The organism is Micromonospora sp. RV43, assembly GCF_001029515.1.
Classification (GTDB): domain Bacteria; phylum Actinomycetota; class Actinomycetes; order Mycobacteriales; family Micromonosporaceae; genus Micromonospora; species Micromonospora aurantiaca.
On sequence record NZ_LEKG01000029.1, the window covers coordinates 29,313 to 50,225 of the forward strand.

The 20,913-nt window shown below is 70.4% G+C and carries 32 protein-coding genes; 31 read left to right on the forward strand and 1 reads right to left on the reverse strand.

From position 1 onward, the window contains the following. Nucleotides 1-14: 14 nt before the first annotated feature. The 27 genes from rplV (at nucleotide 15) to truA (ending at nucleotide 15,261) form a co-directional block, all read left to right on the forward strand. Nucleotides 15-464, forward strand: a complete 450-nt coding sequence (gene rplV, locus ABD52_RS10100) for a 50S ribosomal protein L22 (RefSeq protein WP_013288630.1) — start codon at nucleotides 15-17, stop codon at nucleotides 462-464. Beyond that, the gene (gene rpsC, locus ABD52_RS10105; protein ID WP_047891645.1) at nucleotides 464-1,336 is read left to right on the forward strand and encodes a 30S ribosomal protein S3; all 873 of its coding nucleotides are present in this window, start codon (nucleotides 464-466) and stop codon (nucleotides 1,334-1,336) included. Before rplV ends, rpsC begins: the two co-directional genes overlap by 1 nt. A gap of 3 nt (nucleotides 1,337-1,339) precedes the next feature. After that, nucleotides 1,340-1,765: a 50S ribosomal protein L16 gene (rplP, locus tag ABD52_RS10110; protein WP_007465292.1), complete on the forward strand. Its 426-nt coding sequence runs from the start codon at nucleotides 1,340-1,342 to the stop codon at nucleotides 1,763-1,765. Next, nucleotides 1,765-2,001 (forward strand): 50S ribosomal protein L29, encoded by a 237-nt coding sequence (rpmC, locus tag ABD52_RS10115; protein WP_013288628.1) that lies wholly within the window; start codon nucleotides 1,765-1,767, stop codon nucleotides 1,999-2,001. Before rplP ends, rpmC begins: the two co-directional genes overlap by 1 nt. After that, entirely contained in the window at nucleotides 1,998-2,273 is a 276-nt protein-coding gene (gene rpsQ, locus ABD52_RS10120) for a 30S ribosomal protein S17 (protein ID WP_013288627.1), read from the forward strand. The genes rpmC and rpsQ overlap by 4 nt, the downstream gene beginning before the upstream one ends. A gap of 98 nt (nucleotides 2,274-2,371) precedes the next feature. Further along, on the forward strand, nucleotides 2,372-2,740 hold the full coding sequence (gene rplN, locus ABD52_RS10125) for a 50S ribosomal protein L14 (RefSeq protein ID WP_007073026.1): 369 nt from the start codon (nucleotides 2,372-2,374) through the stop codon (nucleotides 2,738-2,740). After that, the gene (rplX, locus tag ABD52_RS10130) at nucleotides 2,737-3,057 is read left to right on the forward strand and encodes a 50S ribosomal protein L24 (RefSeq protein ID WP_013288626.1); all 321 of its coding nucleotides are present in this window, start codon (nucleotides 2,737-2,739) and stop codon (nucleotides 3,055-3,057) included. The genes rplN and rplX overlap by 4 nt, the downstream gene beginning before the upstream one ends. Beyond that, nucleotides 3,057-3,626 carry a 50S ribosomal protein L5 gene (rplE, locus tag ABD52_RS10135; RefSeq protein ID WP_013288625.1) on the forward strand — a complete coding sequence of 190 codons (570 nt, stop codon included), beginning with the start codon at nucleotides 3,057-3,059 and terminating at the stop codon, nucleotides 3,624-3,626. The genes rplX and rplE overlap by 1 nt, the downstream gene beginning before the upstream one ends. 1 nt (nucleotide 3,627) lies before the next feature. Further along, nucleotides 3,628-3,813 carry a type Z 30S ribosomal protein S14 gene (locus ABD52_RS10140; protein WP_007073023.1) on the forward strand — a complete coding sequence of 62 codons (186 nt, stop codon included), beginning with the start codon at nucleotides 3,628-3,630 and terminating at the stop codon, nucleotides 3,811-3,813. A gap of 98 nt (nucleotides 3,814-3,911) precedes the next feature. Continuing rightward, a complete protein-coding gene (rpsH, locus tag ABD52_RS10145; protein ID WP_013288624.1) occupies nucleotides 3,912-4,319 on the forward strand; it encodes a 30S ribosomal protein S8 in 408 nt (135 codons plus the stop codon). Between the two features lie 16 nt (nucleotides 4,320-4,335). Continuing rightward, on the forward strand, nucleotides 4,336-4,878 hold the full coding sequence (gene rplF / locus ABD52_RS10150) for a 50S ribosomal protein L6 (protein ID WP_013288623.1): 543 nt from the start codon (nucleotides 4,336-4,338) through the stop codon (nucleotides 4,876-4,878). Further along, nucleotides 4,875-5,264: a 50S ribosomal protein L18 gene (rplR, locus tag ABD52_RS10155; protein ID WP_013288622.1), complete on the forward strand. Its 390-nt coding sequence runs from the start codon at nucleotides 4,875-4,877 to the stop codon at nucleotides 5,262-5,264. The genes rplF and rplR overlap by 4 nt, the downstream gene beginning before the upstream one ends. Before the next feature lie 33 nt (nucleotides 5,265-5,297). Further along, nucleotides 5,298-5,912, forward strand: coding sequence for a 30S ribosomal protein S5 (gene rpsE, locus ABD52_RS10160; RefSeq protein ID WP_013288621.1), 615 nt, complete (start codon nucleotides 5,298-5,300; stop codon nucleotides 5,910-5,912). Continuing rightward, entirely contained in the window at nucleotides 5,912-6,094 is a 183-nt protein-coding gene (gene rpmD, locus ABD52_RS10165) for a 50S ribosomal protein L30 (RefSeq protein ID WP_013473693.1), read from the forward strand. The genes rpsE and rpmD overlap by 1 nt, the downstream gene beginning before the upstream one ends. After that, on the forward strand, nucleotides 6,094-6,537 hold the full coding sequence (gene rplO / locus ABD52_RS10170; protein ID WP_013288620.1) for a 50S ribosomal protein L15: 444 nt from the start codon (nucleotides 6,094-6,096) through the stop codon (nucleotides 6,535-6,537). Before rpmD ends, rplO begins: the two co-directional genes overlap by 1 nt. A gap of 238 nt (nucleotides 6,538-6,775) precedes the next feature. Beyond that, a complete protein-coding gene (secY, locus tag ABD52_RS10175; protein WP_013288619.1) occupies nucleotides 6,776-8,104 on the forward strand; it encodes a preprotein translocase subunit SecY in 1,329 nt (442 codons plus the stop codon). Then, nucleotides 8,105-8,758 (forward strand): adenylate kinase, encoded by a 654-nt coding sequence (locus tag ABD52_RS10180; RefSeq protein WP_013288618.1) that lies wholly within the window; start codon nucleotides 8,105-8,107, stop codon nucleotides 8,756-8,758. A gap of 97 nt (nucleotides 8,759-8,855) precedes the next feature. Continuing rightward, nucleotides 8,856-9,707 (forward strand): type I methionyl aminopeptidase, encoded by an 852-nt coding sequence (map, locus tag ABD52_RS10185; protein WP_013288617.1) that lies wholly within the window; start codon nucleotides 8,856-8,858, stop codon nucleotides 9,705-9,707. A 72-nt stretch (nucleotides 9,708-9,779) separates the two neighbouring features. Continuing rightward, nucleotides 9,780-10,325: a DUF1707 domain-containing protein gene (locus ABD52_RS10190; protein ID WP_030269335.1), complete on the forward strand. Its 546-nt coding sequence runs from the start codon at nucleotides 9,780-9,782 to the stop codon at nucleotides 10,323-10,325. Nucleotides 10,326-10,557: 232 nt separating this feature from the next. Further along, on the forward strand, nucleotides 10,558-10,779 hold the full coding sequence (infA, locus tag ABD52_RS10195) for a translation initiation factor IF-1 (RefSeq protein WP_007073013.1): 222 nt from the start codon (nucleotides 10,558-10,560) through the stop codon (nucleotides 10,777-10,779). 92 nt (nucleotides 10,780-10,871) lie between these two features. Then, entirely contained in the window at nucleotides 10,872-10,985 is a 114-nt protein-coding gene (rpmJ, locus tag ABD52_RS10200; protein WP_012184307.1) for a 50S ribosomal protein L36, read from the forward strand. A 211-nt stretch (nucleotides 10,986-11,196) separates the two neighbouring features. Then, nucleotides 11,197-11,577 carry a 30S ribosomal protein S13 gene (gene rpsM, locus ABD52_RS10205; protein WP_013288614.1) on the forward strand — a complete coding sequence of 127 codons (381 nt, stop codon included), beginning with the start codon at nucleotides 11,197-11,199 and terminating at the stop codon, nucleotides 11,575-11,577. An 18-nt stretch (nucleotides 11,578-11,595) separates the two neighbouring features. Next, the gene (rpsK, locus tag ABD52_RS10210; protein WP_013288613.1) at nucleotides 11,596-12,003 is read left to right on the forward strand and encodes a 30S ribosomal protein S11; all 408 of its coding nucleotides are present in this window, start codon (nucleotides 11,596-11,598) and stop codon (nucleotides 12,001-12,003) included. A 14-nt stretch (nucleotides 12,004-12,017) separates the two neighbouring features. Continuing rightward, on the forward strand, nucleotides 12,018-12,644 hold the full coding sequence (gene rpsD, locus ABD52_RS10215) for a 30S ribosomal protein S4 (RefSeq protein ID WP_013288612.1): 627 nt from the start codon (nucleotides 12,018-12,020) through the stop codon (nucleotides 12,642-12,644). Between the two features lie 95 nt (nucleotides 12,645-12,739). Beyond that, a complete protein-coding gene (locus ABD52_RS10220) occupies nucleotides 12,740-13,762 on the forward strand; it encodes a DNA-directed RNA polymerase subunit alpha (protein WP_007073009.1) in 1,023 nt (340 codons plus the stop codon). A 34-nt stretch (nucleotides 13,763-13,796) separates the two neighbouring features. Beyond that, nucleotides 13,797-14,357 (forward strand): 50S ribosomal protein L17, encoded by a 561-nt coding sequence (gene rplQ / locus ABD52_RS10225; protein ID WP_013288611.1) that lies wholly within the window; start codon nucleotides 13,797-13,799, stop codon nucleotides 14,355-14,357. Between the two features lie 70 nt (nucleotides 14,358-14,427). Continuing rightward, a complete protein-coding gene (gene truA / locus ABD52_RS10230) occupies nucleotides 14,428-15,261 on the forward strand; it encodes a tRNA pseudouridine(38-40) synthase TruA (protein ID WP_013288610.1) in 834 nt (277 codons plus the stop codon). Nucleotides 15,262-15,268: 7 nt separating this feature from the next. On the opposite strand, the gene ABD52_RS10235 is transcribed toward truA, so the two are convergent. Further along, a complete protein-coding gene (locus ABD52_RS10235; RefSeq protein WP_278091020.1) occupies nucleotides 15,269-16,474 on the reverse strand; it encodes a hypothetical protein in 1,206 nt (401 codons plus the stop codon). Nucleotides 16,475-16,599: 125 nt separating this feature from the next. Between ABD52_RS10235 and ABD52_RS10240 the strand changes: the two genes are divergently transcribed. The 4 genes from ABD52_RS10240 to ABD52_RS10255 are packed head-to-tail and all read left to right on the forward strand — an operon-like array spanning nucleotide 16,600 to nucleotide 20,713. Next, nucleotides 16,600-17,205 carry a class I SAM-dependent methyltransferase gene (locus ABD52_RS10240; protein WP_047891647.1) on the forward strand — a complete coding sequence of 202 codons (606 nt, stop codon included), beginning with the start codon at nucleotides 16,600-16,602 and terminating at the stop codon, nucleotides 17,203-17,205. A 41-nt stretch (nucleotides 17,206-17,246) separates the two neighbouring features. Then, complete coding sequence (locus ABD52_RS10245; protein ID WP_047891648.1) at nucleotides 17,247-18,926, forward strand: ABC-F family ATP-binding cassette domain-containing protein; 1,680 nt, start codon at nucleotides 17,247-17,249, stop codon at nucleotides 18,924-18,926. Then, nucleotides 18,923-19,729, forward strand: a complete 807-nt coding sequence (locus ABD52_RS10250) for a nucleotidyltransferase family protein (RefSeq protein ID WP_047891649.1) — start codon at nucleotides 18,923-18,925, stop codon at nucleotides 19,727-19,729. Before ABD52_RS10245 ends, ABD52_RS10250 begins: the two co-directional genes overlap by 4 nt. 21 nt (nucleotides 19,730-19,750) lie before the next feature. Next, nucleotides 19,751-20,713 (forward strand): aldo/keto reductase, encoded by a 963-nt coding sequence (locus ABD52_RS10255; protein ID WP_186466411.1) that lies wholly within the window; start codon nucleotides 19,751-19,753, stop codon nucleotides 20,711-20,713. Nucleotides 20,714-20,913 lie beyond the last annotated feature (200 nt).

Sequence of the window (20,913 nt, forward strand, 5' to 3'; positions counted from 1 at the left end):
AAGGGGTTACAGCGATGCCAGGAAAGGGCGACGCTCCGGTGCTTCCGGGCGCGCGGGCGGTTGCGCGGCACGTGCGCATCTCGCCGATGAAGGCGCGCCGGGTGGTCAACCTCGTCCGCGGCCTGCCCGCGAAGGAGGCGCTCACGGTGCTGCAGTTCGCGCCGCAGGCTGCGAGCGAGCAGGTGTACAAGGTGCTCGCGAGCGCGATCGCCAACGCGGAGAACAACGAGCGGCTGGACCCCGACGCGCTGCTCGTCAGCGAGGCGTTCGTCGACGAGGGCCCGACCATGAAGCGGTTCCGGCCGCGTGCGCAGGGCCGGGCGTACCGGATCCGGAAGCGCACCTGCCACATCACCGTGGCGGTCGAGGCGGTTGCGGCGGCCACGCCGAAGAAGTCGGCGAAGAAGGCCGCTCCGGCCAAGCCGGCCGCTGAGGAGCAGAGCACGACGGAGGGTGCCGAGTAATGGGTCAGAAGGTTCACCCGACCGGGTTCCGGCTCGGCATCTCGACCGACTGGAAGTCCCGCTGGTTCGCGGACAAGCTCTACAAGGACTACATCGGCGAGGATGTCAAAATCCGCCGGATGATGTCCAAGGGCCTCGAGCGCGCCGGCATCTCCAAGGTCGACATCGAGCGCACCCGTGACCGGGTCCGCGTCGACATCCACACCGCCCGGCCGGGCATCGTCATCGGCCGTAAGGGTGCGGAGGCCGACCGGATCCGCGGCGAGCTGGAGAAGCTCACCGGCAAGCAGGTCCAGCTGAACATCATCGAGGTGAAGAACCCCGAGTCGGACGCGCAGCTGGTCGCCCAGGGCGTCGCCGAGCAGCTCTCCAGCCGGGTCAGCTTCCGTCGGGCCATGCGCAAGGCGATGCAGTCCGCGATGAAGAACCCCGCCTGCAAGGGCATCCGGGTTCAGGTCTCGGGTCGTCTGGGCGGCGCCGAGATGAGCCGGACCGAGTTCTACCGCGAGGGCCGGGTTCCGCTGCACACGCTGCGGGCCAACATCGAGTACGGCTTCTTCGAGGCCCGTACCACCTTCGGCCGGATCGGCGTGAAGGTCTGGATCTACAAGGGCGACGCCGTCCCGGGCCGCGAGGCCCCGGCCGAGGCCGCCCCGTCGCGCGGCCCGCGCCGCGACCGTGGCGACCGGCCGGACCGGCCGCGCCGTGGCCGCTCGGGCTCGTCCGGTACGACCGCCGGTGGCACCGAGGCCGGCCGGGCTGCCGCGACCACCATCGCGCAGCAGGCGGAGACGCCGGCCGGTGAGCCGGTCGACAGCAGCGCTGTCGCCGCAGCCGCGACCCAGCCGGCAGAAACGCAGCAGGAGGGCTGACAGATGCTGATGCCGCGCAAGCCCCCGAAGGGCTTCCGCAAGCCGCACCACCCGGACCGCAGTGGCGCGTCCAAGGGTGGTAACCGGGTGGTGTTCGGCGAGTTCGGGATCCAGGCTCTCGAGCCGGCGTACGTGACCAACCGCCAGATCGAGTCGGCGCGTATCGCGATGACCCGCCACATCAAGCGTGGCGGCAAGGTCTGGATCACGATCTTCCCGGACCAGGCCCTCACCAAGAAGCCGGCCGAGACCCGGATGGGTTCCGGTAAGGGTTCGCCCGAGTGGTGGGTCGCCAACGTGAAGCCGGGGCGGGTTCTCTTCGAGATGTCCTTCCCCAACGAGCAGATCGCGCGAGAGGCGATGCGTCGCGCGATCCACAAGCTCCCGATGAAGTGCCGCATTGTTACGCGCGAAGTGGGTGAATCCTGATGGCAGCGGGCGTCAAGCCCTCCGAGCTGCGTGAGCTCTCCGAGGAGGAGCTGGTCACGAAGTTGCGCGAGGCGAAGGCGGAGCTGTTCAACCTCCGCGTGCAGGCCGCAACCGGGCAGCTGGACAACAACCGGCGGCTGCAGGTCATCCGTCGGGAGATCGCCCGGATCTACACGATCATGCGTGAGCGTGAGCTGGGTCTCTCGGCCGCGCCGACTGAGGTGACTGCATCATGAGTGAGAACACCACCGCCCCCGCGCGGTCCCGCCGCAAGGTCCGCGAGGGCCTCGTGGTCAGCGACAAGATGGACAAGACCGTCGTGGTCGAGGTCGAGGACCGCGTCAAGCACGCGCTGTACGGCAAGATCATGCGCCGTACGAGCAAGCTGAAGGTGCACGACGAGCAGAACTCGGCCGGCATCGGCGACCGGGTCCTGATCATGGAGACCCGGCCGCTGTCCGCCACCAAGCGCTGGCGGCTCGTGGAGATCCTCGAGAAGGCCAAGTAGCGAAGGCTCGAGCTCGGCCGGGTCTCGGTCGGGCGCAGGTTCCGCCAGGCTCCGGCCGCCCCGAGCGGCCGGAGAACCGGCAGACATAGGAGATAGACGTGATTCAGCAGGAGTCGCGACTGCGCGTCGCCGACAACACGGGTGCCCGGGAGATCCTGTGCATCCGGGTGCTCGGCGGCTCCGGTCGGCGCTACGCGAGCATCGGCGACGTCATCGTGGCGACCGTCAAGGACGCGATCCCCGGTGCCGGTGTGAAGAAGGGCGACGTCGTCAAGGCCGTCGTCGTTCGGACCGCCAAGGAGAAGCGGCGGCCGGACGGGTCGTACATCCGCTTCGACGAGAACGCCGCCGTCATCATCAAGGACGGTGGGGACCCGCGCGGTACCCGCATCTTCGGCCCGGTGGGCCGGGAGCTGCGGGACAAGCGGTTCATGAAGATCATCTCTCTCGCGCCGGAGGTGTTGTGACCGTGAAGGTCAAGAAGGGCGACACGGTCGTCGTCATCGCCGGCAAGGACAAGGGTGCCAAGGGCAAGGTCATCGCGGCCTACCCGCGGCAGGACAAGGTCCTGGTCGAGGGCGTGAACCGGGTCAAGAAGCACACCCGCATCAGCACCACCCAGCGTGGCGCCAAGACCGGTGGCATCGTCACCCAGGAGGCCCCGATCCACGTCTCGAACGTGATGGTCCTGGACTCCGACGGCAAGCCGACCCGCGTCGGCTACCGGATCGACGACAACGGCCAGAAGGTCCGCATCGCGCGTAGCACCGGTAAGGACCTCTGATGACCACGGCTACCGAAACCAAGACCCTGCCGCGCCTCAAGGAGCGGTACCGCAACGAGATCGTGGGCGAGCTGCAGAAGCAGTTCGAGTTCGCCAACCCGATGCAGGTTCCGCGGCTGGTCAAGATCGTCGTCAACATGGGTGTCGGCGAGGCTGCTCGCGACGCCAAGCTGATCGACGGGGCCGTCCGCGACCTGGCCACCATCACCGGCCAGAAGCCGCAGGTCCGGCGGGCCACCAAGTCCATCGCGCAGTTCAAGCTCCGCGAGGGCATGCCGATCGGCGCGAAGGTCACCCTGCGCGGCGACCGGATGTGGGAGTTCCTGGACCGGCTGCTCTCCATCGCGCTGCCGCGTATCCGTGACTTCCGCGGCCTGGACGGGCGCAAGCTCGACGGGCACGGCAACTACACGTTCGGCCTGACCGAGCAGTCGGTGTTCCACGAGATCGACCAGGACAAGATCGATCGCCAGCGGGGCATGGACATCACGGTGGTCACGACCGCCACGACCGACGACGAGGGCCGGGCGCTGCTCAAGCTCCTGGGCTTCCCGTTCAAGGAGAACTGAGATGGCCAAGAAGGCGCTGATCCTCAAGGCGGCCGCGAAGCCGAAGTTCTCGGTTCGCGCGTACACCCGCTGCCAGCGGTGCGGGCGTCCGAAGGCGGTCTACCGCAAGTTCGGTCTCTGCCGGGTGTGCATCCGGGAGATGGCCCACCGCGGTGAGCTGCCCGGCGTGTCCAAGGCTTCCTGGTAATAGCCCGGCGCGCTCCGGCGCGTCAGCTGAACTGTCTCTTCGCCGTAGGCCCCGGGCCTGGCCCGGGGAACCCCGGCGAGAAAGGTTGACGAGTTTTCATGACGATGACCGACCCGATCGCAGACATGCTCACGCGTCTGCGTAACGCCAACCAGGCGTACCACGACCGGGTGACGATGCCCTACTCGAAGATCAAGGCGAACATCGCCGAGGTCCTCAAGGCCGAGGGTTACATCGCCACCTGGTCGGTCGAGGAGCCCGAGGAGGGCGCCGTCGGCAAGCGACTGGTCGTCGAGCTGAAGTACGGCCAGAACCGCGAGCGGAGCCTGGCCGGCATCAAGCGCGTGTCCAAGCCCGGTCTCCGGGTGTACGCCAAGTCGGACGGGCTCCCGCGGGTGCTCGGCGGGCTGGGCGTGGCGATCATTTCGACGTCCCAGGGGCTGCTCACCGACCGGCAGGCCCGCAAGCGGAGCGTTGGCGGGGAAGTCCTCGCCTTCGTCTGGTAACGGGAGACAGGTAGAAATGTCGCGTATTGGACGTAAGTCGATCCCGGTGCCTGCCGGCGTCGACATCACGATCGACGGCCGGACCGTCAAGGTCAAGGGCCCCAAGGGCGAGCTGAGCCACGTGCTGGCCGAGCCGATCACGGCGGAGCGGGGCGAGGACGGCGAGCTGCACGTCAACCGGCCCAACGACGAGCGCAAGGCCAAGGAGCTGCACGGCCTGAGCCGTACGCTGGTGGCCAACATGATCGTCGGTGTCACCGAGGGCTACCGCAAGAGCCTGGAGATCGCCGGTACCGGTTACCGCGTGACCGCCAAGGGCAAGGACCTGGAGTTCGCGCTCGGGTTCTCGCACCCGGTCCTGGTTCCGGCGCCGGAGGGCATCACCTTCACGGTCGAGAAGCCGACGCTGTTCCACGTGGCCGGCATCGACAAGCAGCAGGTCGGCGAGGTCGCCGCCAACATCCGGAAGATCCGTCCGCCGGAGCCCTACAAGGGCAAGGGCGTGAAGTACCAGGGCGAGGTCATCCGCCGCAAGGCTGGAAAGGCAGGTAAGAAGTGAGCGCCACGCTGCTCAAGCGCCGCCGCGGCGTCGCCGCCAAGCGTGCCGTCGGGCGTGCGCGTCGGCACTTCCGGGTCCGCAAGAACGTCAGCGGCACCGCCGAGCGTCCCCGCCTGGTCGTCACCCGCTCCCTGCGCCACGTGGTGGCCCAGGTCGTGGACGACACCAAGGGTCACACCCTGGCGTCGGCCTCGACCATGGACGCCTCGCTGCGCGGCGCCGAGGGCGACAAGAGCGCCCTGGCCGGCAAGGTCGGCGCCCTGCTCGCCGAGCGCGCCAAGGCCGCCGGCGTCTCGAAGGTCGTCTTCGACCGCGGTGGCAACCGGTACGCGGGGCGTGTCGCCGCGCTTGCCGACGCCGCCCGCGAAGCCGGGCTCGAGTTCTAGAAACCCCGTCACGAGAGAGAAGGAAGGCTGCTGATGCCAGGTCAACAGCGCCGTGGCGGCGGGTCCGGTGGCAACGAGGGTGGTCGCCGCGACAACCGCCGTGAGGGCGGCCGCGGAAACGCGCCCGTCGAGAAGACCCCGCACCTCGAGCGGGTCGTCGCGATCAACCGCGTCGCCAAGGTCGTGAAGGGTGGTCGTCGCTTCAGCTTCACCGCCCTGGTGATCGTGGGCGACGGCGACGGCACCGTCGGTGTGGGCTACGGAAAGGCCAAGGAGGTGCCCGCGGCGATCGCCAAGGGTGTCGAGGAGGCCAAGAAGCACTTCTTCAAGGTGCCGCGGATCGGTCAGTCGATCCCGCACCCGGTCACGGGCGAGGACGCCGCCGGTGTGGTGCTGCTCAAGCCGGCCTCCGCCGGTACGGGCGTCATCGCCGGTGGCCCGGTGCGTGCCGTGCTGGAGTGCGCGGGCATCCACGACGTGCTCTCCAAGAGCCTCGGCTCGTCCAACCCGATCAACATCGTGCACGCCACGGTGGCGGCCCTGAAGGGGCTCGAGTCCCCGGAGCAGGTCGCGGCCCGTCGTGGTCTGCCGGTCGAGGACGTCGCGCCGGCCGCCATGCTGGCGTCGCGGGCGGGGGTGGCGTCCTGATGGCACGCCTGAAGGTCACCCAGGTCCGGTCCGAGATCGGGACCAAGAAGAACCAGCGTGACTCGCTGCGTTCCCTCGGTCTCAAGCGGATCAACGACGTGGTGGTCAAGGAGGACCGGCCGGAGATCCGCGGCATGATCTTCACGGTCAACCACCTCGTGAAGGTCGAGGAGGTCGAGTAATGACGATCAAGGTGCACCACCTGCGTCCGGCTCCCGGCGCCAAGACCGACAAGACCCGTGTGGGTCGCGGTGAGGGCTCGAAGGGCAAGACGGCCGGTCGCGGTACCAAGGGTTCCAAGGCCCGCAAGAACATCTCGGCGGCGTTCGAGGGTGGGCAGATGCCCATCCACATGCGCCTGCCGAAGATGAAGGGCTTCAAGAACAAGTTCAAGGTCGTGTTCCAGGTGGTCAACCTGGACCGGCTGGCCGAGCTGTTCCCGAACGGCGGCCAGGTCGGCCCGGTCGAGCTGGTCGAGGCCGGCGCGGTCCGCAAGGGTCACCCGGTCAAGGTGCTCGGCACCGGCGACCTCGGCGGCGTGTCCCTCCAGGTGTCGGCGCACGCGTTCAGCGCGTCGGCCAAGGAGAAGATCACCGCCGCCGGTGGCTCGGTCACCGAGCTGTAAGACGATGTTCATGGCGCCCGCTCAGTTGTTCGCGACTGGGCGGGCGCCATGGTCTACCGGCCACGTGTGCGCCGGGTAACATCGGATTCGGTTTATGTAGCCGGGCGCATCTGCCCGGACCGGGACCGGGCTGTTAGAGTCCGTTCCCAGCCATGGATTCCGGACACTCCGTCCGGCACCACACCCCGCCCCGCCAGGGACTCGTCACCGGCGGCCCGCGTCGCGCAGGAGGAAGAAGTTGCTGTCCGCCTTTCTCAGTGCGTTCCGTACGCCTGACCTGCGCAAGAAGCTGCTGTTCACAGTAGGCATCATCGCGGTCTACCGGCTGGGCGCCACGCTGCCCAGCCCGGGCGTCTCGTACGGCAACGTGCAGAAGTGCCTCGACACGATCCAGGGTGGCAGCACGGGTGTGCTGAACCTGCTGGATCTCTTCTCCGGTGGCGCGCTGCTCCAGCTCTCGGTCTTCGCGCTGGGCATCATGCCCTACATCACCGCGTCGATCATCCTTCAGCTGCTGACGGTGGTGATCCCGCGCCTGGAGCAGCTCCGCAAGGAGGGCCAGGCCGGGCAGGCCAAGATCACGCAGTACACCCGCTACCTGACGCTGGGCCTGGGTGTCCTCCAGGCCTCGGCGTTCGTGGCGCTGGCCCGCTCCGGGCAGCTGTTCAACAACCAGTGCGACCAGTTCCCGATCGTGCCCGAGGGCACCGGCATCCCGAACTGGCTGACCCTGAGCATCCTGGTCATGACCATGACCGCCGGCACCGGCGTGGTGATGTGGCTCGGTGAGCTGATCACCGACCGGGGCGTCGGCAACGGCATGTCCGTGCTGATCTTCACCTCGATCGCGGCCCGCCTCCCCAGCGAGGGCTGGAAGATCAAGACCACCAAGGGCTGGGGGATGTTCCTCCTCGTCATCGCCCTGGTGCTGGTGGTCATCACCGCTGTCACGTTCATCGAGCAGGCGCAGCGCCGCATCCCGGTGCAGTACGCCAAGCGCATGATCGGCCGGCGGATGTACGGCGGCACGTCGACCTACATCCCGCTGAAGGTGAACCAGGCGGGCGTCATCCCGGTCATCTTCGCCTCGTCGCTGCTCTACCTGCCGCAGCTCGCGCTCCAGTTCTTCGATCAGAACGACCCGGGCAAGGTCCAGGCGTGGATCCAGAACCACATCGTGAAGGCGAGCGCGCCGGAGCACATCGCGATCTACTTCCTGCTGATCATCTTCTTCACGTACTTCTACGTGTCGATCACGTTCAACCCGACCGAGGTCGCGGACAACATGAAGAAGTACGGCGGCTTCGTGCCGGGCATCCGCCCCGGCAAGCCGACCGCCGAGTACCTCGACTTCATCCTCAGCCGGATCACCCTGCCGGGCGCGCTCTACCTGGGCATCGTCGCGATCCTGCCGAACTTCTTCTTCATCTGGCTCGACAACCAGCAGTTCCAGAACTTCCCGTTCGGCGGCACCGCTGTGCTCATCATGGTCGGCGTCGGTCTGGAGACCGTGAAGCAGATCGAGAGCCAACTCATGCAGCGGAACTACGAAGGGTTCCTGCGGTAGATGAGACTCGTTCTGGTTGGCCCGCCGGGCGCGGGCAAGGGCACACAGGCGGAGTTCGTCGCCGCGCACCTCTCGGTGCCGAAGATCTCGACCGGTGACATCTTCCGGGCGAACGTCTCCCAGGGCACGCCGCTGGGCGTCGAGGCCAAGCGGTACATGGACGCCGGCAAGCTGGTTCCGGACGAGGTCACCATCAACATGGTGCGGGACCGGCTCGCCGAGCCGGACGCGAGCGAGGGCTTCCTGCTCGACGGCTTCCCGCGGACCACTCCGCAGGCCGCCGCGCTGGACAAGCTCCTCGCCGACCTCGGCACCGCGCTGGACCTGGTGCTGGAGCTGGTCGTCGACGACGACGAGGTGATCCGGCGGCTGTCCGGCCGGCGCACCTGCCGCGGCTGCGGCAAGATCTGGCACGTCGAGTTCGACTCGCCGAGCCGGGAGGGCGTCTGCGACCGCTGCGGCGCCGAGCTGTTCCAGCGCGACGACGACAAGCCGGAGACCATCGCCGCCCGGCTGCGGGAGTACGCCGAGAAGACCGCGCCGCTCGTGGACTACTACGGCGCCCAGGGCAAGCTGGTCGGCATCGACGCGACCGGCCCGGTGGAGGACGTCACCGTCCGCGCCATCGACGCGCTGCGCTCGTACGGCGGCTGAGGTCCCACCCGCCACCCGGCGGATAGAGTGCGAACAGCGGGGTACGTGCGACGTGCCCCGCTGCTCCGCGTACGCGTGACGAAAGGTAACCACCACCATGCGCCGTCCCCAGCTGGACATCCAGCTGAAGACCCCCGAGCAGATCGAGCTGATGCGGGCCGCCGGTCTGGTCGTCGCCCGTGCCCTGCGCCGGATGCGGGAGGCGGTGGCGCCGGGCGTGTCGACGGCCGACCTGGACGCGATCGCCGAGTCGACCATCCGCGAGGCGGGCGCCGTGCCGTCGTTCAAGGGCTACCACGGCTTCCCGGCGTCGATCTGCTCCTCGGTCAACCGGCAGGTGGTGCACGCCATCCCGTCGGCCGAGCAGGTGCTGCGCGAGGGCGACCTGATCTCGATCGACTGCGGCGCGGTGCTGGACGGCTGGCACGGCGACGCGGCGGTCACGGTGCCGGTCGGCGAGGTCGACCCGGCGCTGCTGAGGATGACGGCGGTGGCCGAGGACGCCATGTGGGCCGGGATCGCCGCCGCGGCGCGCGGTGCGGCCTCCGGCAAGGGCCGGCTCACCGACATCTCCCACGCGGTCGAGACGGCGGTCCGCAAGGGCGGCCGGTACGGCATCGTCGACGGCTACGGCGGCCACGGCATCGGCACCGAGATGCACCAGGACCCGCACGTGCTCAACCACGGGCGTCCCGGTAAGGGGCCGCGCCTGGTGCCGGGCCTGGCGCTCGCGATCGAGCCGATGATCACGATGGGCTCGCCGCGTACCGTCGAGCTGTCCGACGGCTGGACCGTGGTGACCCGGGACGGGTCGATGGCGGTGCACGTCGAGCACTCGATGGCGCTGCTGGACGACGGCGTGTGGGTGCTGACCGCCGAGGACGGCGGACGGGCCCGCCTGGGTGACCTGGTGACCAAGCGGCAGACGTCGGTGGACTCCCCGGCCTGATCGGGGCCCCGGCCGCCCCGGATGACCGGCCACGTCGTGCCGGGCTGGCGATCGGGTGACATGCTTGCTCCCATGGAGGAGCGCAACCGCATGCGGGCGGCCGACGCGGACCGTGAGGCCACCGCGGAGCGACTCCGGGCGGCGTTGAACGAGGGCCGGCTCGACCTGCACGAGTACGACGACCGGCTGCGCCGGGCGTACGGGTCGAAGACCTACGGCGAGCTGGACGAGCTGCTGACCGACCTGCCCGGCGCCGGCCCGGCCGGGCGCCCCCTGCCGGCGCCTCGTGCGGCCGGGGAGGGCGGGGTCGCGGTCCCGGGCACGGAGGCCGTGAGCGGGGCGCGCAGCGCCTGGCTGCTGGGGGTCTGGGGGCCGTGGCTCAAGGTGGCCCTGATCCTCACCGCGATCTGGTTCGTCTCCCAGCTGGCTGAGGGCGAGTTCGAGTTCGACGACTACTGGCCGCTCTGGGTGCTCGGCCCGTGGGGCGCCGTGTTGCTCTACCAGACCGCGCAGGGGCTGGCCACCGGAGCGCCGGAGAAGGACGCCGAACGCCGGCGGCGCAAGCAGGTCGAGCGGGAAGCCCGCCGGCGGGCGAAGCGCGAGCTTCCGGAGACGTGACCTGCGTCATATCCGAGCCGTCCGGGTGACTGTCGCGCCGGTCGGTTTGGCGAGCACGTACGGGTCGGCGTACACTTTCTGATCGGCGCACAGCGTCCACTCCGCCATGCCCACCCTGCGCTTCGGTGGGAGTCGGAGCCGCGGCTGGCGCGGGTTTCCTGATCTTGGTCAGTTCACCCGTGTAAGACGTTGTGGGCCGTCCGGAGTAACCGACGTCAGGACAGCGGAGGACATGCCGAAAAAAGACGGAGCCATCGAGATCGAGGGTCGGGTCATCGAGCCCCTGCCGAACGCCATGTTCCGGGTGGAGCTCGCGAACGGTCACAAGGTGCTGGCTCACATCAGCGGCAAGATGCGGCAGCACTACATCCGCATCCTGCCGGAGGACCGGGTCGTCGTCGAACTCTCGCCGTACGACCTGACCCGCGGGCGCATCGTCTACCGCTACAAGTAAGCCTGACGGCGGCCGGGACGTTTCCGTGTCCGTCTTCGACGTCCGGGTCGCGCTGTGTCGCGGGTCCGGGCCAGATGGGAAGTAAGGCAACCGTGAAGGTCAAGCCGAGCGTCAAGAGGATCTGCAACAAGTGCCGGGTGATCCGCCGGCACGGCCGGGTCATGGTCATCTGCACCGACCCGCGCCACAAGCAGCGCCAGGGCTGACGCCCCACACATCACCAGCTCGTCCCAGCCGCGGTCGGGTGCGCAGCGCGTACCCCCTCGTGGTTGACCCCCGGTCGGAGGCCGGGGCCCGCTCGGGCAGCGACCGATCCCGGTCGCCGGCGTGCTTGACGCCGGAAGGACAGGGACGGCCGGTGGCGGGGTGGGACGGGTCCACACCTCCGCCACAACATCACGAGGAGTACGCCCGCACATGGCACGTCTAGTCGGCGTGGATCTCCCCCGCGAGAAGCGGATGGAGATCGCGCTCACCTACATCTTCGGGGTCGGTCGCACCCGCGCCCTGGAGACGCTCGCCGCGACCGGCATCTCGCCGGACAAGCGCGTTCGGGACCTCACGGACGAGGAGCTCGTCGAGCTCCGGAACCACATCGAGGGCAACTACAAGGTTGAAGGCGACCTGCGCCGCGAGGTCGCCGCTGACATCCGCCGCAAGGTCGAGATCGGCTGCTACGCCGGTATCCGGCACCGCCGCGGTCTGCCCGTGCGTGGCCAGCGCACCAAGACCAACGCGCGGACCCGGAAGGGCCCGAAGCGGACCGTGGCCGGCAAGAAGAAGCCCGGCAAGAAGTAACTAGGAGCGCACAGACTTATGCCACCGAAGGCTCGTGCCGGAGCCGCCGTCAAGAAGGTCCGGCGCAAGGAACGCAAGAACGTCGCCCACGGGCAGGCGCACATCAAGAGCACCTTCAACAACACCATCGTGTCCATCACGGACCCGACCGGTGCGGTCATCTCCTGGGCCTCCTCCGGCCAGGTGGGCTTCAAGGGCTCCCGCAAGTCGACTCCGTTCGCCGCGCAGCTCGCCGCCGAGGCCGCCGCGCGCCGCGCGATGGAGCACGGCATGCGCAAGGTCGACGTGTTCGTCAAGGGCCCCGGCTCCGGCCGGGAGACCGCCATCCGTTCGCTGCAGGCAGTCGGCCTCGAGGTCGGGCAGATCTCCGACGTCACGCCGCAGCCGCACAACGGGTGCCGTCCGCCGAAGCGTCGCCGGGTCTGAGAGGTTAGAGAGAGATGGCTCGTTACACCGGTGCTGACTGCCGCCGTTGCCGGCGGGAGAAGATGAAGCTGTTCCTCAAGGGCAGCAAGTGCGATGGTCCGAAGTGCCCGTTCGAGTCCCGGCCGTTCCCGCCCGGGCAGCACGGCCGCGGCCGCACGAAGGAGACGGAGTACCTGCTCCAGCTCCGTGAGAAGCAGAAGGCCCGTCGTGTCTACGGCGTGCTGGAGAAGCAGTTCCGCGGCTACTACGAAGAGGCCGTGAGCAAGGAGGCCAAGACCGGCGAGGTCCTGCTGCAGATCCTCGAGTCGCGGCTGGACAACGTGGTCTACCGGGCTGGCTACGCCAAGTCCCGGGACATGGCCCGTCAGCTGGTCAAGCACGGCCACTTCACGGTGAACGGCAAGAAGGTCGACATCCCGTCGTACCGCGTCAAGGAGCACGACATCATCGAGGTGCGTGCCAAGAGCAAGGAGCTCACCCCGTTCCTCGTGGCGCAGGGTGAGGCCGGCTCGCGGACCGTTCCGGCATGGCTGGAGGCGATCCCGAGCCAGATGAAGATCCTCGTGCACTCGCTCCCGGCCCGCCAGGTGATCGACACCCAGGTCCAGGAGCAGCTGATCGTCGAGCTCTACTCCAAGTAAGGGCTCGTTGCGGTGGCCCGTCCTCCGGGGCGGGCCACCGGAACAGTTGTGTCGTGGGCGTCAAATAGCGGGCGCCCCGGAAGAGAAGAGAAAAGATGCTCATCAGCCAGCGACCGTCTCTCTCCGAAGAGTCGATCAACGAGACCCGCTCCCGGTTCACCATCGAGCCGCTGGAGCCCGGCTTCGGCTACACGCTGGGCAACTCGCTGCGGCGTACGCTGCTGTCCTCGATCCCGGGTGCGGCGGTCACCTCGATCAAGATCGACGGTGTGCTGCACGAGTTCACCACGATCCCCGGCGTCAAGGAGGACGTGGTCGAGCTCGTCATGAACATCAAGGAGCTGTGCGTCAGCTCCGAGCACGACGAGCCGGTCAGCATGTACCTGCGCAAGCAGGGCCCGGGCGACGTGACCGCCGGTGACATCCAGCCCCCGGCCGGTGTCTCGGTGCACAACCCGGACCTGAAGCTCGCCACCCTCAACGGCAAGGGCCGGCTCGACATGGAGCTGACCGTCGAGCGGGGTCGCGGCTACGTCACCGCGGCGCAGAACAAGCAGGCGGGCGCCGAGATCGGCCGGATCCCGGTCGACTCGATCTACTCGCCGGTGCTCAAGGTGACGTACCGGGTCGAGGCGACCCGTGTCGAGCAGCGGACCGACTTCGACCGGCTCATCATCGACGTCGAGACCAAGCCGTCGATGGGCCCGCGTACCGCGCTGGCCTCGGCCGGTTCGACGCTGGTGGAGCTGTTCGGGCTGGCCCGGGAGCTGGACGAGACCGCCGAGGGCATCGACATCGGGCCGTCCCCGCAGGACGCCCAGCTGGCGGCGGACCTGGCCCTGCCGATCGAGGAGCTGGACCTCACCGTCCGCTCCTACAACTGCCTCAAGCGCGAGGGCATCAACTCCGTTGGTGAGCTCATCGGGCGTACCGAGGCCGACCTCCTCGACATCCGCAACTTCGGTCAGAAGTCGATCGACGAGGTCAAGATGAAGCTCGCCGGGATGGGCCTGGGGCTGAAGGACTCGGCTCCGAACTTCGACCCGGCGCACGTCGTGGACGCCTTCGGCGAGGCGGACTACGACACCGACGACTACCGCGAGACCGAGCAGCTCTAGTCCGCGCTGCCGCCACACCTGAGGAGCACCAAGCATGCCCACGCCCACCAAGGGCCCCCGCCTCGGCGGCAGCCCCGCGCACGAGCGGCTGATGCTGGCCAACCTGGCCACCGCGCTGTTCCAGCACGGCAAGATCCAGACCACCGAGACGAAGGCCCGGCGGCTGCGTCCGCTGGCCGAGCAGCTCATCACCAAGGCCAAGCGCGGCGACCTCGCCTCGCGCCGCCGCGTGCTGGGCGTCGTCAAGGACAAGGACGTGGTCTACGCCCTGTTCGACCAGATCGCGCCCCGGTACGCCAACCGCAACGGTGGCTACACCCGGATCGTGAAGACCGGTCCGCGCAAGGGTGACGCCGCTCCGATGGCGATCATCGAGCTGGTGGAGGAGCTTCAGGTCGCCGAGCCGAAGGCGAACAAGAAGACCGCCGCCCGCAAGGCCGCCCAGCAGGACAAGGTCGAGGCCCTGGCCCCGGCCGAGGAGACCCCGCGCTCCAGCGCCGGTGACCAGGACGCCGAGGCGCCGGTCTCCGCGTCGGGTGACACCGCCGCCGCCCGTGAGGACAGCGACGAGGCCACCGAGAACGACAAGGCCTGACATCAGGCTCGACCGGGCCCGGCATCCCCTCGGGGGTGCCGGGCCCGTCGCCGTCGACAGGAGGTACGAGGTGGACGAGCGGACCCGGCTGCGGCTGGACGTCTCGTACGACGGCACCGACTTCTCCGGCTGGGCGCCCCAGCCGGCCCGGCGCACAGTGGCCGGCGTGCTCATGCAGACGCTGGACCTGGTGCTCGGCGCGGGCACGGCGACCGGCCTGACAGTCGCCGGGCGTACCGACGCCGGGGTGCACGCCACCGGGCAGGTCTGCCACCTCGACCTGCCGACTCCCGTGTGGCGGGAGCACGAGGGCCGGTTGTTGCGCCGGCTGGCCCGGCTCCTGCCCCCGGACGTCCGGGTACGCGCGATGACCGAGGTGCCCGCCGACTTCGACGCCCGGTTCTCGGCCACGTTCCGGCGCTACGAGTACCGGGTCACCGACGCCCCGTGGGGCGCCGAGCCGCTGCGCCGCGGGGACACCCTGGCCTGGCCGAAGCCGCTGGACCTGGCGGCCCTGAACGCCGCCGCTGCCGGGCTGGTGGGCGAGCACGACTTCGCCGCGTACTGCCGGCGCAAGGAGAACGCCACCACGCTGCGCGAGGTGACCCGGCTGGACTGGCGGCGCGACCCGGACGGGATCCTGGTCGCCACCGTGCAGGCCGACGCGTTCTGCCAGAACATGGTGCGCAGCCTGGTCGGGGCGATGCTGGTGGCGGGCGACGGGCGGCGGCCGGTCCAGTGGCCGGCCGGCCTGCTGACCCGCCGCGAGCGCTCCAGCGAGGTGACTGTGGCGCCCGCGCACGGCCTCGCCCTGGTCGCTGTGGGCTACCCGGGCGACCCGGCCGAGTACGCCCGCCGCGCCGAGGAGACCCGCCGGTTGCGGGTGCCGGTGGCCGAGGGCTGAGCCAGGCTCAGTCCGTGCCCCGCTGACCGGCGCTGTCCTCGGCCGAGTCGGCGTCGGGCTGCCCGGCCGTGCCGGCCGCCGCGCGACGGTCCAGCACACCCCGGTTGAGGTGCAGTTCGACCAGGTCGTACATGATCTCGCGGGCGGTCGCGTCGTCGCTCGGGATGCGTTCCCCGTCGGCGCGGGTGACCAGGCAGAAGGCGACGTAGTGTCCGCGTACCTGCCAGGCGACCCGGGCCGCGGCCTTCTCCACCGCGTCGGTGTCGTCGCCCGCCGCCATGCCACGGAACCGTCCCTGGCGCGCGTCGAGCAGCGGCCGGATGCGGTCGCGTACCCGCTGGGCGGTGGCCACGTCGGTGAGGTTGAACAGACCGGCGGTGATCAGGTGGTCGCCGTCGGGGGAGCGGAGCGTGCCCCGCACCACCTGGTTGCAGCCGAGCCGGACCAGCAGGTCGGCGATCTCGCCGGTGGCCGCGACCTGGCACTTCGTGCTGGCCTGGGTCTTCAGCACCCGGTAGGCCGGTTTCCCGTCGGTGACCACCAGGTCCTTGGTCGGGAAGACCTCCTTGGCGGTGAGCGACGCCTGGTCGGTGTCCCGGGAGTCCAGGTCGGTGCCGCCGGACGGCGTGCTCGACTCGGTCGGCTGCGGGGTCGGCTGGCCCGCCGGCGGCGTGGTGGTGCGTTCGTCGAGCAGGGCCGCGACGGCGAGCCCGGTGAGCGAGAGCAGGAGCAGTACGGCGGCGCCGCCGACGAGCGTCTGCCAGAACCGGCCGCCGCCGCGGCGTTCGGCGCGCCGGGTCCGGGGCAGTTCGGAGACGTCGGCGGCGCGGGCGGTGGGGCTGGCCGGGATCGGCACCGTCGGCCGGTTCGCCGCCGCCGGTACGGGTGCCGGCATGGGCGGCGCGGGGTGCGGCACCGGGGAGGGCTCCCGTGGTGGGGCGGGCCGTCCCGGTGTCGGCGCCGGGGCCGGGGGCGCCGGAGCGGGTGCGCGAGCGTCGTCCGCCACCGCCTGCCCGCCGGGATCGGCCTGCTCGGCCGCGCCGGTCGGCGGCGGCGCCGCTTGCGGGCGCGGCGGCGGGGGCAGCGACGGCGTGGGGAAGCGGGAACGTGACGGACCCGCGGGCGGAGGCGTGGCTGCGGGCCCGTTCGGGGCCGACCCGGGCTTCGGGTACTCCAGGAAGGCGTCCTCATCGGACTCGTACCGGTACACCATGTGGCATAGAGTAGGACTGATTGTCCCTTTCAGGGGTAATATCGGGAAATTCTGGCGGAGTGGCGTGCGACCCCGCCCGTGACACCGTCGCCGGAACCCCTGCGGCCCGGTGCGAGAATGCGGGCGTGACCGGCGACCACTACTTCACAGCTGAGCCCTCGACCCCGGCCCGCACCCGCGAGGTCGAGTTCACAGTCGCCGGGCGCGACTACACGCTCGCCTCGGCCGGCGGCGTCTTCTCCGCCGACCGGCTCGACCCGGGCACCGCCGTACTGCTGCGCAAGGCCGACCTGCCATCCGCCGACGTCACCGGTGTGCTGCTCGACATCGGCTGCGGCTTCGGCCCGATCACCTGCGTCCTGGCCACTGTCGCGCCGAAGGCCACCGTCTGGGCCGTGGACGTCAACGAGCGCGCCCGCGCCCTCACCACCGCCAACGCGGCAAGGGTCGGTGCCGCCGACCGGGTACGCGCCGTCGCGCCCGACGAACTGCCGGACGACGTCACCTTCGCCCAGATCTGGTCCAACCCGCCGATCCACATCGGCAAGCCGGAACTGCACGGCCTGCTGCTGCGCTGGCTGCCCCGCCTCGCCCCGGACGGCGTGGCCTGGCTGGTCGTCGCCCGGCACCTCGGCGGCGACTCGCTGCACCGCTGGCTGGTCGAGCAGGGCTGGTCGGTCGAGCGGCACGCCAGCCAGAAGGGCTACCGGGTGCTGCGGGTCACCCGGTAATCCGGTGTCGTCCACCGACCCGGCTCGGGCAGGATGCCCGCGTGGGATACGTGGACGTGGCAGGAGTAGGGCACATCCTCCCGGACGGGCGTGAGCTGTTCAGCGACGTGTCGTTCCGGGTCGGTGAGGGTGCCAAGGTGGCGCTGGTCGGCCCGAACGGCGCCGGCAAGACCACGCTGCTGCGGATGGTCGCCGGTGACCTGCCGGTGAAGACCGGCGCTGTCGCCCGCTCCGGTGGGCTGGGCGTGATGCGGCAGTTCATCGGCATGATCGGCGACGACTCCACGCTCGCCGACCTCGCCCTGTCGCTGGCGCCGCCGGCGCTGCGCGACGCCGGGCGGCGGCTCGCCGAGACCGAGGCGGCCATGCGGGCGGCCGAGGTCCGCGGCAAGTACAGCTCCGCCGCCGCCAAGACCCAGCTCGCGTACGCCGAGGCGCTGGCCGCCTGGGGCGAGACCGGCGGGTACGACGCCGAGGTCCTCTTCGACACCGTCGCCACCATCGTGCTCGACCTGCCCTGGGACAGCGCCCGGGAACGGCCGGTCCGCACACTGTCCGGCGGCCAGCAGAAGCGCTTCGCGCTGGAGCTGCTGCTGCGCGGCCCCGACGAGGTGCTGCTGCTCGACGAGCCGGACAACTTCCTCGACGTACCCGGCAAACGCTGGCTGGAGGCGCGCCTGCGCGAGTCGGGCAAGTCCGTGCTCTACGTCTCGCACGACCGGGAACTGCTGGCGCAGACCGCCGACCGGGTCGTCGCGGTGGAGGGCGGCAGCGCCTGGGTGCACCCGGGCGGCTTCGCGAGCTGGCACGAGGCACGGGTGGCCCGGCACGCCCGCCTCGACGAGCTGCGCAAGCGCTGGGACGAGGAGCACCAGAAGCTGCGCGAGCTGATGCTGATGTACAAGCAGAAGGCCGCGTACAACGACGGGATGGCCTCCCGCTACCAGGCCGCGCAGACCCGGTTGCGCAAGTTCGAGGAGGCCGGGCCGCCGCCCGTACCCCCGAAGGACCAGGACATCCGGATGCGCCTGACCGGCGGGCGGACCGGCAAGCGCGCGGTGATCGCCGAGCAGTTGGAGCTGGACGGCCTGACGTACCCGTTCGACCTGGAACTCTGGTACGGCGACCGGGTCGCGGTGCTGGGCGCGAACGGCACCGGCAAGTCTCACTTCCTGCGGCTGCTGGCCCGGGGCGGCACCGACCCGGAGCCGGGCAACACGCCTGTGGACGGCGCCGCCGCGCTCGCACCTGTCGCCCACGGCGGCGTGGTCCGGCTCGGCGCACGGGTCCGGCCCGGGCACTTCTCGCAGACCCACGACCGGCCGGAGCTGATGGGCAAGACGCTCGTCGAGGTGCTGTGGCGCGGCGACGACCACCGGGCCGGCATGGACCGGCACGCCGCGATGGCGGCGCTGTCCCGGTACGAGCTGGCCGGCCAGGGCGACCAGCGGTTCGGCACGCTCTCCGGCGGGCAGCAGGCGCGGTTCCTGGTGCTGCTGCTGGAGCTGTCCGGGGCCACGCTGCTGCTGCTCGACGAGCCCACCGACAACCTCGACCTGGCCTCGGCCGAGGCGCTGGAAGCCGGGCTGACCGCGTTCGAGGGGACTGTGGTCGCGGTGACACACGACAGGTGGTTCACCCGTACCTTCGACCGGTTCGTGCTGTTCCGGGGCGACGGCGACGTGGTGGAGACGCCGGAGCCGGTCTGGGACGTGGGGTGATCGACAGGGACCTGGCCGACCGGCTGTGCGCGGTGAACGGCGTGGTCGCGGTGGCGCTCGGCGGCAGCCGGGCCCGCGGCGACCACCGGCCCGACTCCGACTGGGACGTGGGCCTCTACTACCGGGGCGCGCCGGACCTGGCCGGGCTGCGCGCGGTGGCCGCCTCGATCGCCGACGGGCCGGTGGGCCTCACCGCCCCGGGCGGCTGGGGACCGTGGGTCGACGGGGGCGGCTGGCTGCGCGTCGGCGGGGTGGCGGTGGACTGGATCTACCGCGACCTGGACCGGGTGCACCGGGTCTGGGCGGACTGCCGGGCCGGCCGCTACACGGTCGAGGCGCAGGCCGGGCACCCGCTCGGCTTCTACTCGCACGCGTACGCCGGGGAGGTGGCGCTCGGGCGGGTGCTCGGCGACCCGACCGGTGAGCTGACCGCGCTGCGGGCCGAGACCGTCGACTACCCGCCCGCGCTCGGCGCCGCGCTGGTCGCCGGTGGCTGGGAGATCGGGCTGCTGCTCGACGGCGCCGCGAAGGGCGCCGCAGGGGGTGACGCCGGCTACGTGGCGGGCTGCCTGTTCCGGGTGGTCGGCGTGCTGGTCCACGCGCTGCACGGCCGGGCCGGACGGTGGCTGGTCAACGAGAAGGGCATGATCGTCTCCGCCGGGCGCCTGCCCGGTGCGCCGCCGGACTTCGCCGAGCGGGCGCAGGCGCTGCTGGGCGCGGTGGGGCGTACCCCTGAGGAACTGGCGGCGACGATCGGTGCCGCCCGGATGCTGGTCGACCAGGTGCTGCCGCTGCCCGGATGACACCCGGGCAGCGGGCATAGGGTGGATCTCGTGAGTGAGATGACCTATCGCCGGCTGGGCGACTCCGGGCTCGTGGTGTCAGTGGTCGGTATCGGCTGCAACAACTTCGGCCGCAAACTCGACCTCGACGGCACCCGGGCGGTGGTGGACGCCGCGCTCGACGCCGGGATCAACTTCTTCGACACCGCCGACATCTACGGCGAGCCGCAGGGCGCCTCCGAGGAACTGCTCGGCCAGGCGCTCAAGGGCCGCCGCGACGACGTGGTGGTGGCCACCAAGTTCGGCATGGACATGAACGGCGCGAACGGGCCGGACCACGGCGCCCGGGGCGCCCGCCGCTACATCGCCCGCGCGGTCGAGGCGTCGCTGCGCCGGCTCGGCACCGACCACATCGACCTGTACCAGATGCACGAGCCCGACCCGGGCACCCCGATCGACGAGACGCTCGCCGCGCTGGACGACCTGGTGACCGCCGGCAAGGTGCGCTACCTCGGCAACTCCAACTTCGCCGGGTGGCAGATCGCCGACGCCGACTGGACCGCGTCGTCGCAGGGGCGTACCCGGTTCATCTCCGCGCAGAACCACTACTCGCTGGTGGAGCGCGGGGTGGAGGACGAGGTGATCCCCGCCTGCGAGCGGTTCGGCCTCGGCATGCTGCCGTTCTTCCCGCTCGCCAACGGGCTGCTCACCGGCAAGTACAAGCGCGGCGAGGCGCCCCCGGCGGGCAGCCGCCTGGCCGGTGGCGGCCGGTACGCCGAGCGGCTGGCCGCCGCGCGCTGGGACGTCATCGAGGCGATCGAGGCGTACGCGGCCGAGCGCGGCATCAGCATGCTCCAGGTGGCGATCGGCGGCCTGGCGGCCCGTCCCGCCGTGACGTCGGTGATCGCCGGCGCCACCACTCCCGACCAGGTGAAGGCCAATGCCGAAGCCGGGACGTGGCAGCCGTCCGACGAGGACCTGACCGCCTTGGACGCCATCCTCTGACCGTCCCTGCCGGTACATACGCGCCCGCTCGCGCGTTGGGGGTGCGCTCGCTCGTCGGCGTGCGAGCGTCGGGGCTTGCCCCGCGCGGCGTGCGCCCACAGACACTTATGGCGTTCCACTCGCGACTGAATCTGGCGACGAGTGGAACGCCGTGGGTGTCTGTGGGCCCTCTTGACACCCATACCGTTCCACTCATCGTG

Coding starts and splice junctions, on each gene's coding strand:
- rpsQ (WP_013288627.1), top strand. CDS start 1,998: ATGAGTGAGAACACCACCGCCCCCGCGCGGTCCCGCCGCAAGGTCCGC.
- ABD52_RS10190 (WP_030269335.1), top strand. CDS start 9,780: ATGGAGGAGCGCAACCGCATGCGGGCGGCCGACGCGGACCGTGAGGCC.
- rplQ (WP_013288611.1), top strand. CDS start 13,797: ATGCCCACGCCCACCAAGGGCCCCCGCCTCGGCGGCAGCCCCGCGCAC.
- ABD52_RS10180 (WP_013288618.1), top strand. CDS start 8,105: ATGAGACTCGTTCTGGTTGGCCCGCCGGGCGCGGGCAAGGGCACACAG.
- rplP (WP_007465292.1), top strand. CDS start 1,340: ATGCTGATGCCGCGCAAGCCCCCGAAGGGCTTCCGCAAGCCGCACCAC.
- rpmD (WP_013473693.1), top strand. CDS start 5,912: ATGGCACGCCTGAAGGTCACCCAGGTCCGGTCCGAGATCGGGACCAAG.
- rplO (WP_013288620.1), top strand. CDS start 6,094: ATGACGATCAAGGTGCACCACCTGCGTCCGGCTCCCGGCGCCAAGACC.
- rplV (WP_013288630.1), top strand. CDS start 15: ATGCCAGGAAAGGGCGACGCTCCGGTGCTTCCGGGCGCGCGGGCGGTT.
- rpsH (WP_013288624.1), top strand. CDS start 3,912: ATGACGATGACCGACCCGATCGCAGACATGCTCACGCGTCTGCGTAAC.
- rpsE (WP_013288621.1), top strand. CDS start 5,298: ATGCCAGGTCAACAGCGCCGTGGCGGCGGGTCCGGTGGCAACGAGGGT.
- rplF (WP_013288623.1), top strand. CDS start 4,336: ATGTCGCGTATTGGACGTAAGTCGATCCCGGTGCCTGCCGGCGTCGAC.
- rpsD (WP_013288612.1), top strand. CDS start 12,018: ATGGCTCGTTACACCGGTGCTGACTGCCGCCGTTGCCGGCGGGAGAAG.
- rpsM (WP_013288614.1), top strand. CDS start 11,197: ATGGCACGTCTAGTCGGCGTGGATCTCCCCCGCGAGAAGCGGATGGAG.
- rpsC (WP_047891645.1), top strand. CDS start 464: ATGGGTCAGAAGGTTCACCCGACCGGGTTCCGGCTCGGCATCTCGACC.
- rplE (WP_013288625.1), top strand. CDS start 3,057: ATGACCACGGCTACCGAAACCAAGACCCTGCCGCGCCTCAAGGAGCGG.
- map (WP_013288617.1), top strand. CDS start 8,856: ATGCGCCGTCCCCAGCTGGACATCCAGCTGAAGACCCCCGAGCAGATC.
- rpmC (WP_013288628.1), top strand. CDS start 1,765: ATGGCAGCGGGCGTCAAGCCCTCCGAGCTGCGTGAGCTCTCCGAGGAG.
- infA (WP_007073013.1), top strand. CDS start 10,558: ATGCCGAAAAAAGACGGAGCCATCGAGATCGAGGGTCGGGTCATCGAG.
- rpsK (WP_013288613.1), top strand. CDS start 11,596: ATGCCACCGAAGGCTCGTGCCGGAGCCGCCGTCAAGAAGGTCCGGCGC.
- ABD52_RS10235 (WP_278091020.1), bottom strand. CDS start 16,474: ATGGTGTACCGGTACGAGTCCGATGAGGACGCCTTCCTGGAGTACCCG.
- ABD52_RS10140 (WP_007073023.1), top strand. CDS start 3,628: ATGGCCAAGAAGGCGCTGATCCTCAAGGCGGCCGCGAAGCCGAAGTTC.
- ABD52_RS10220 (WP_007073009.1), top strand. CDS start 12,740: ATGCTCATCAGCCAGCGACCGTCTCTCTCCGAAGAGTCGATCAACGAG.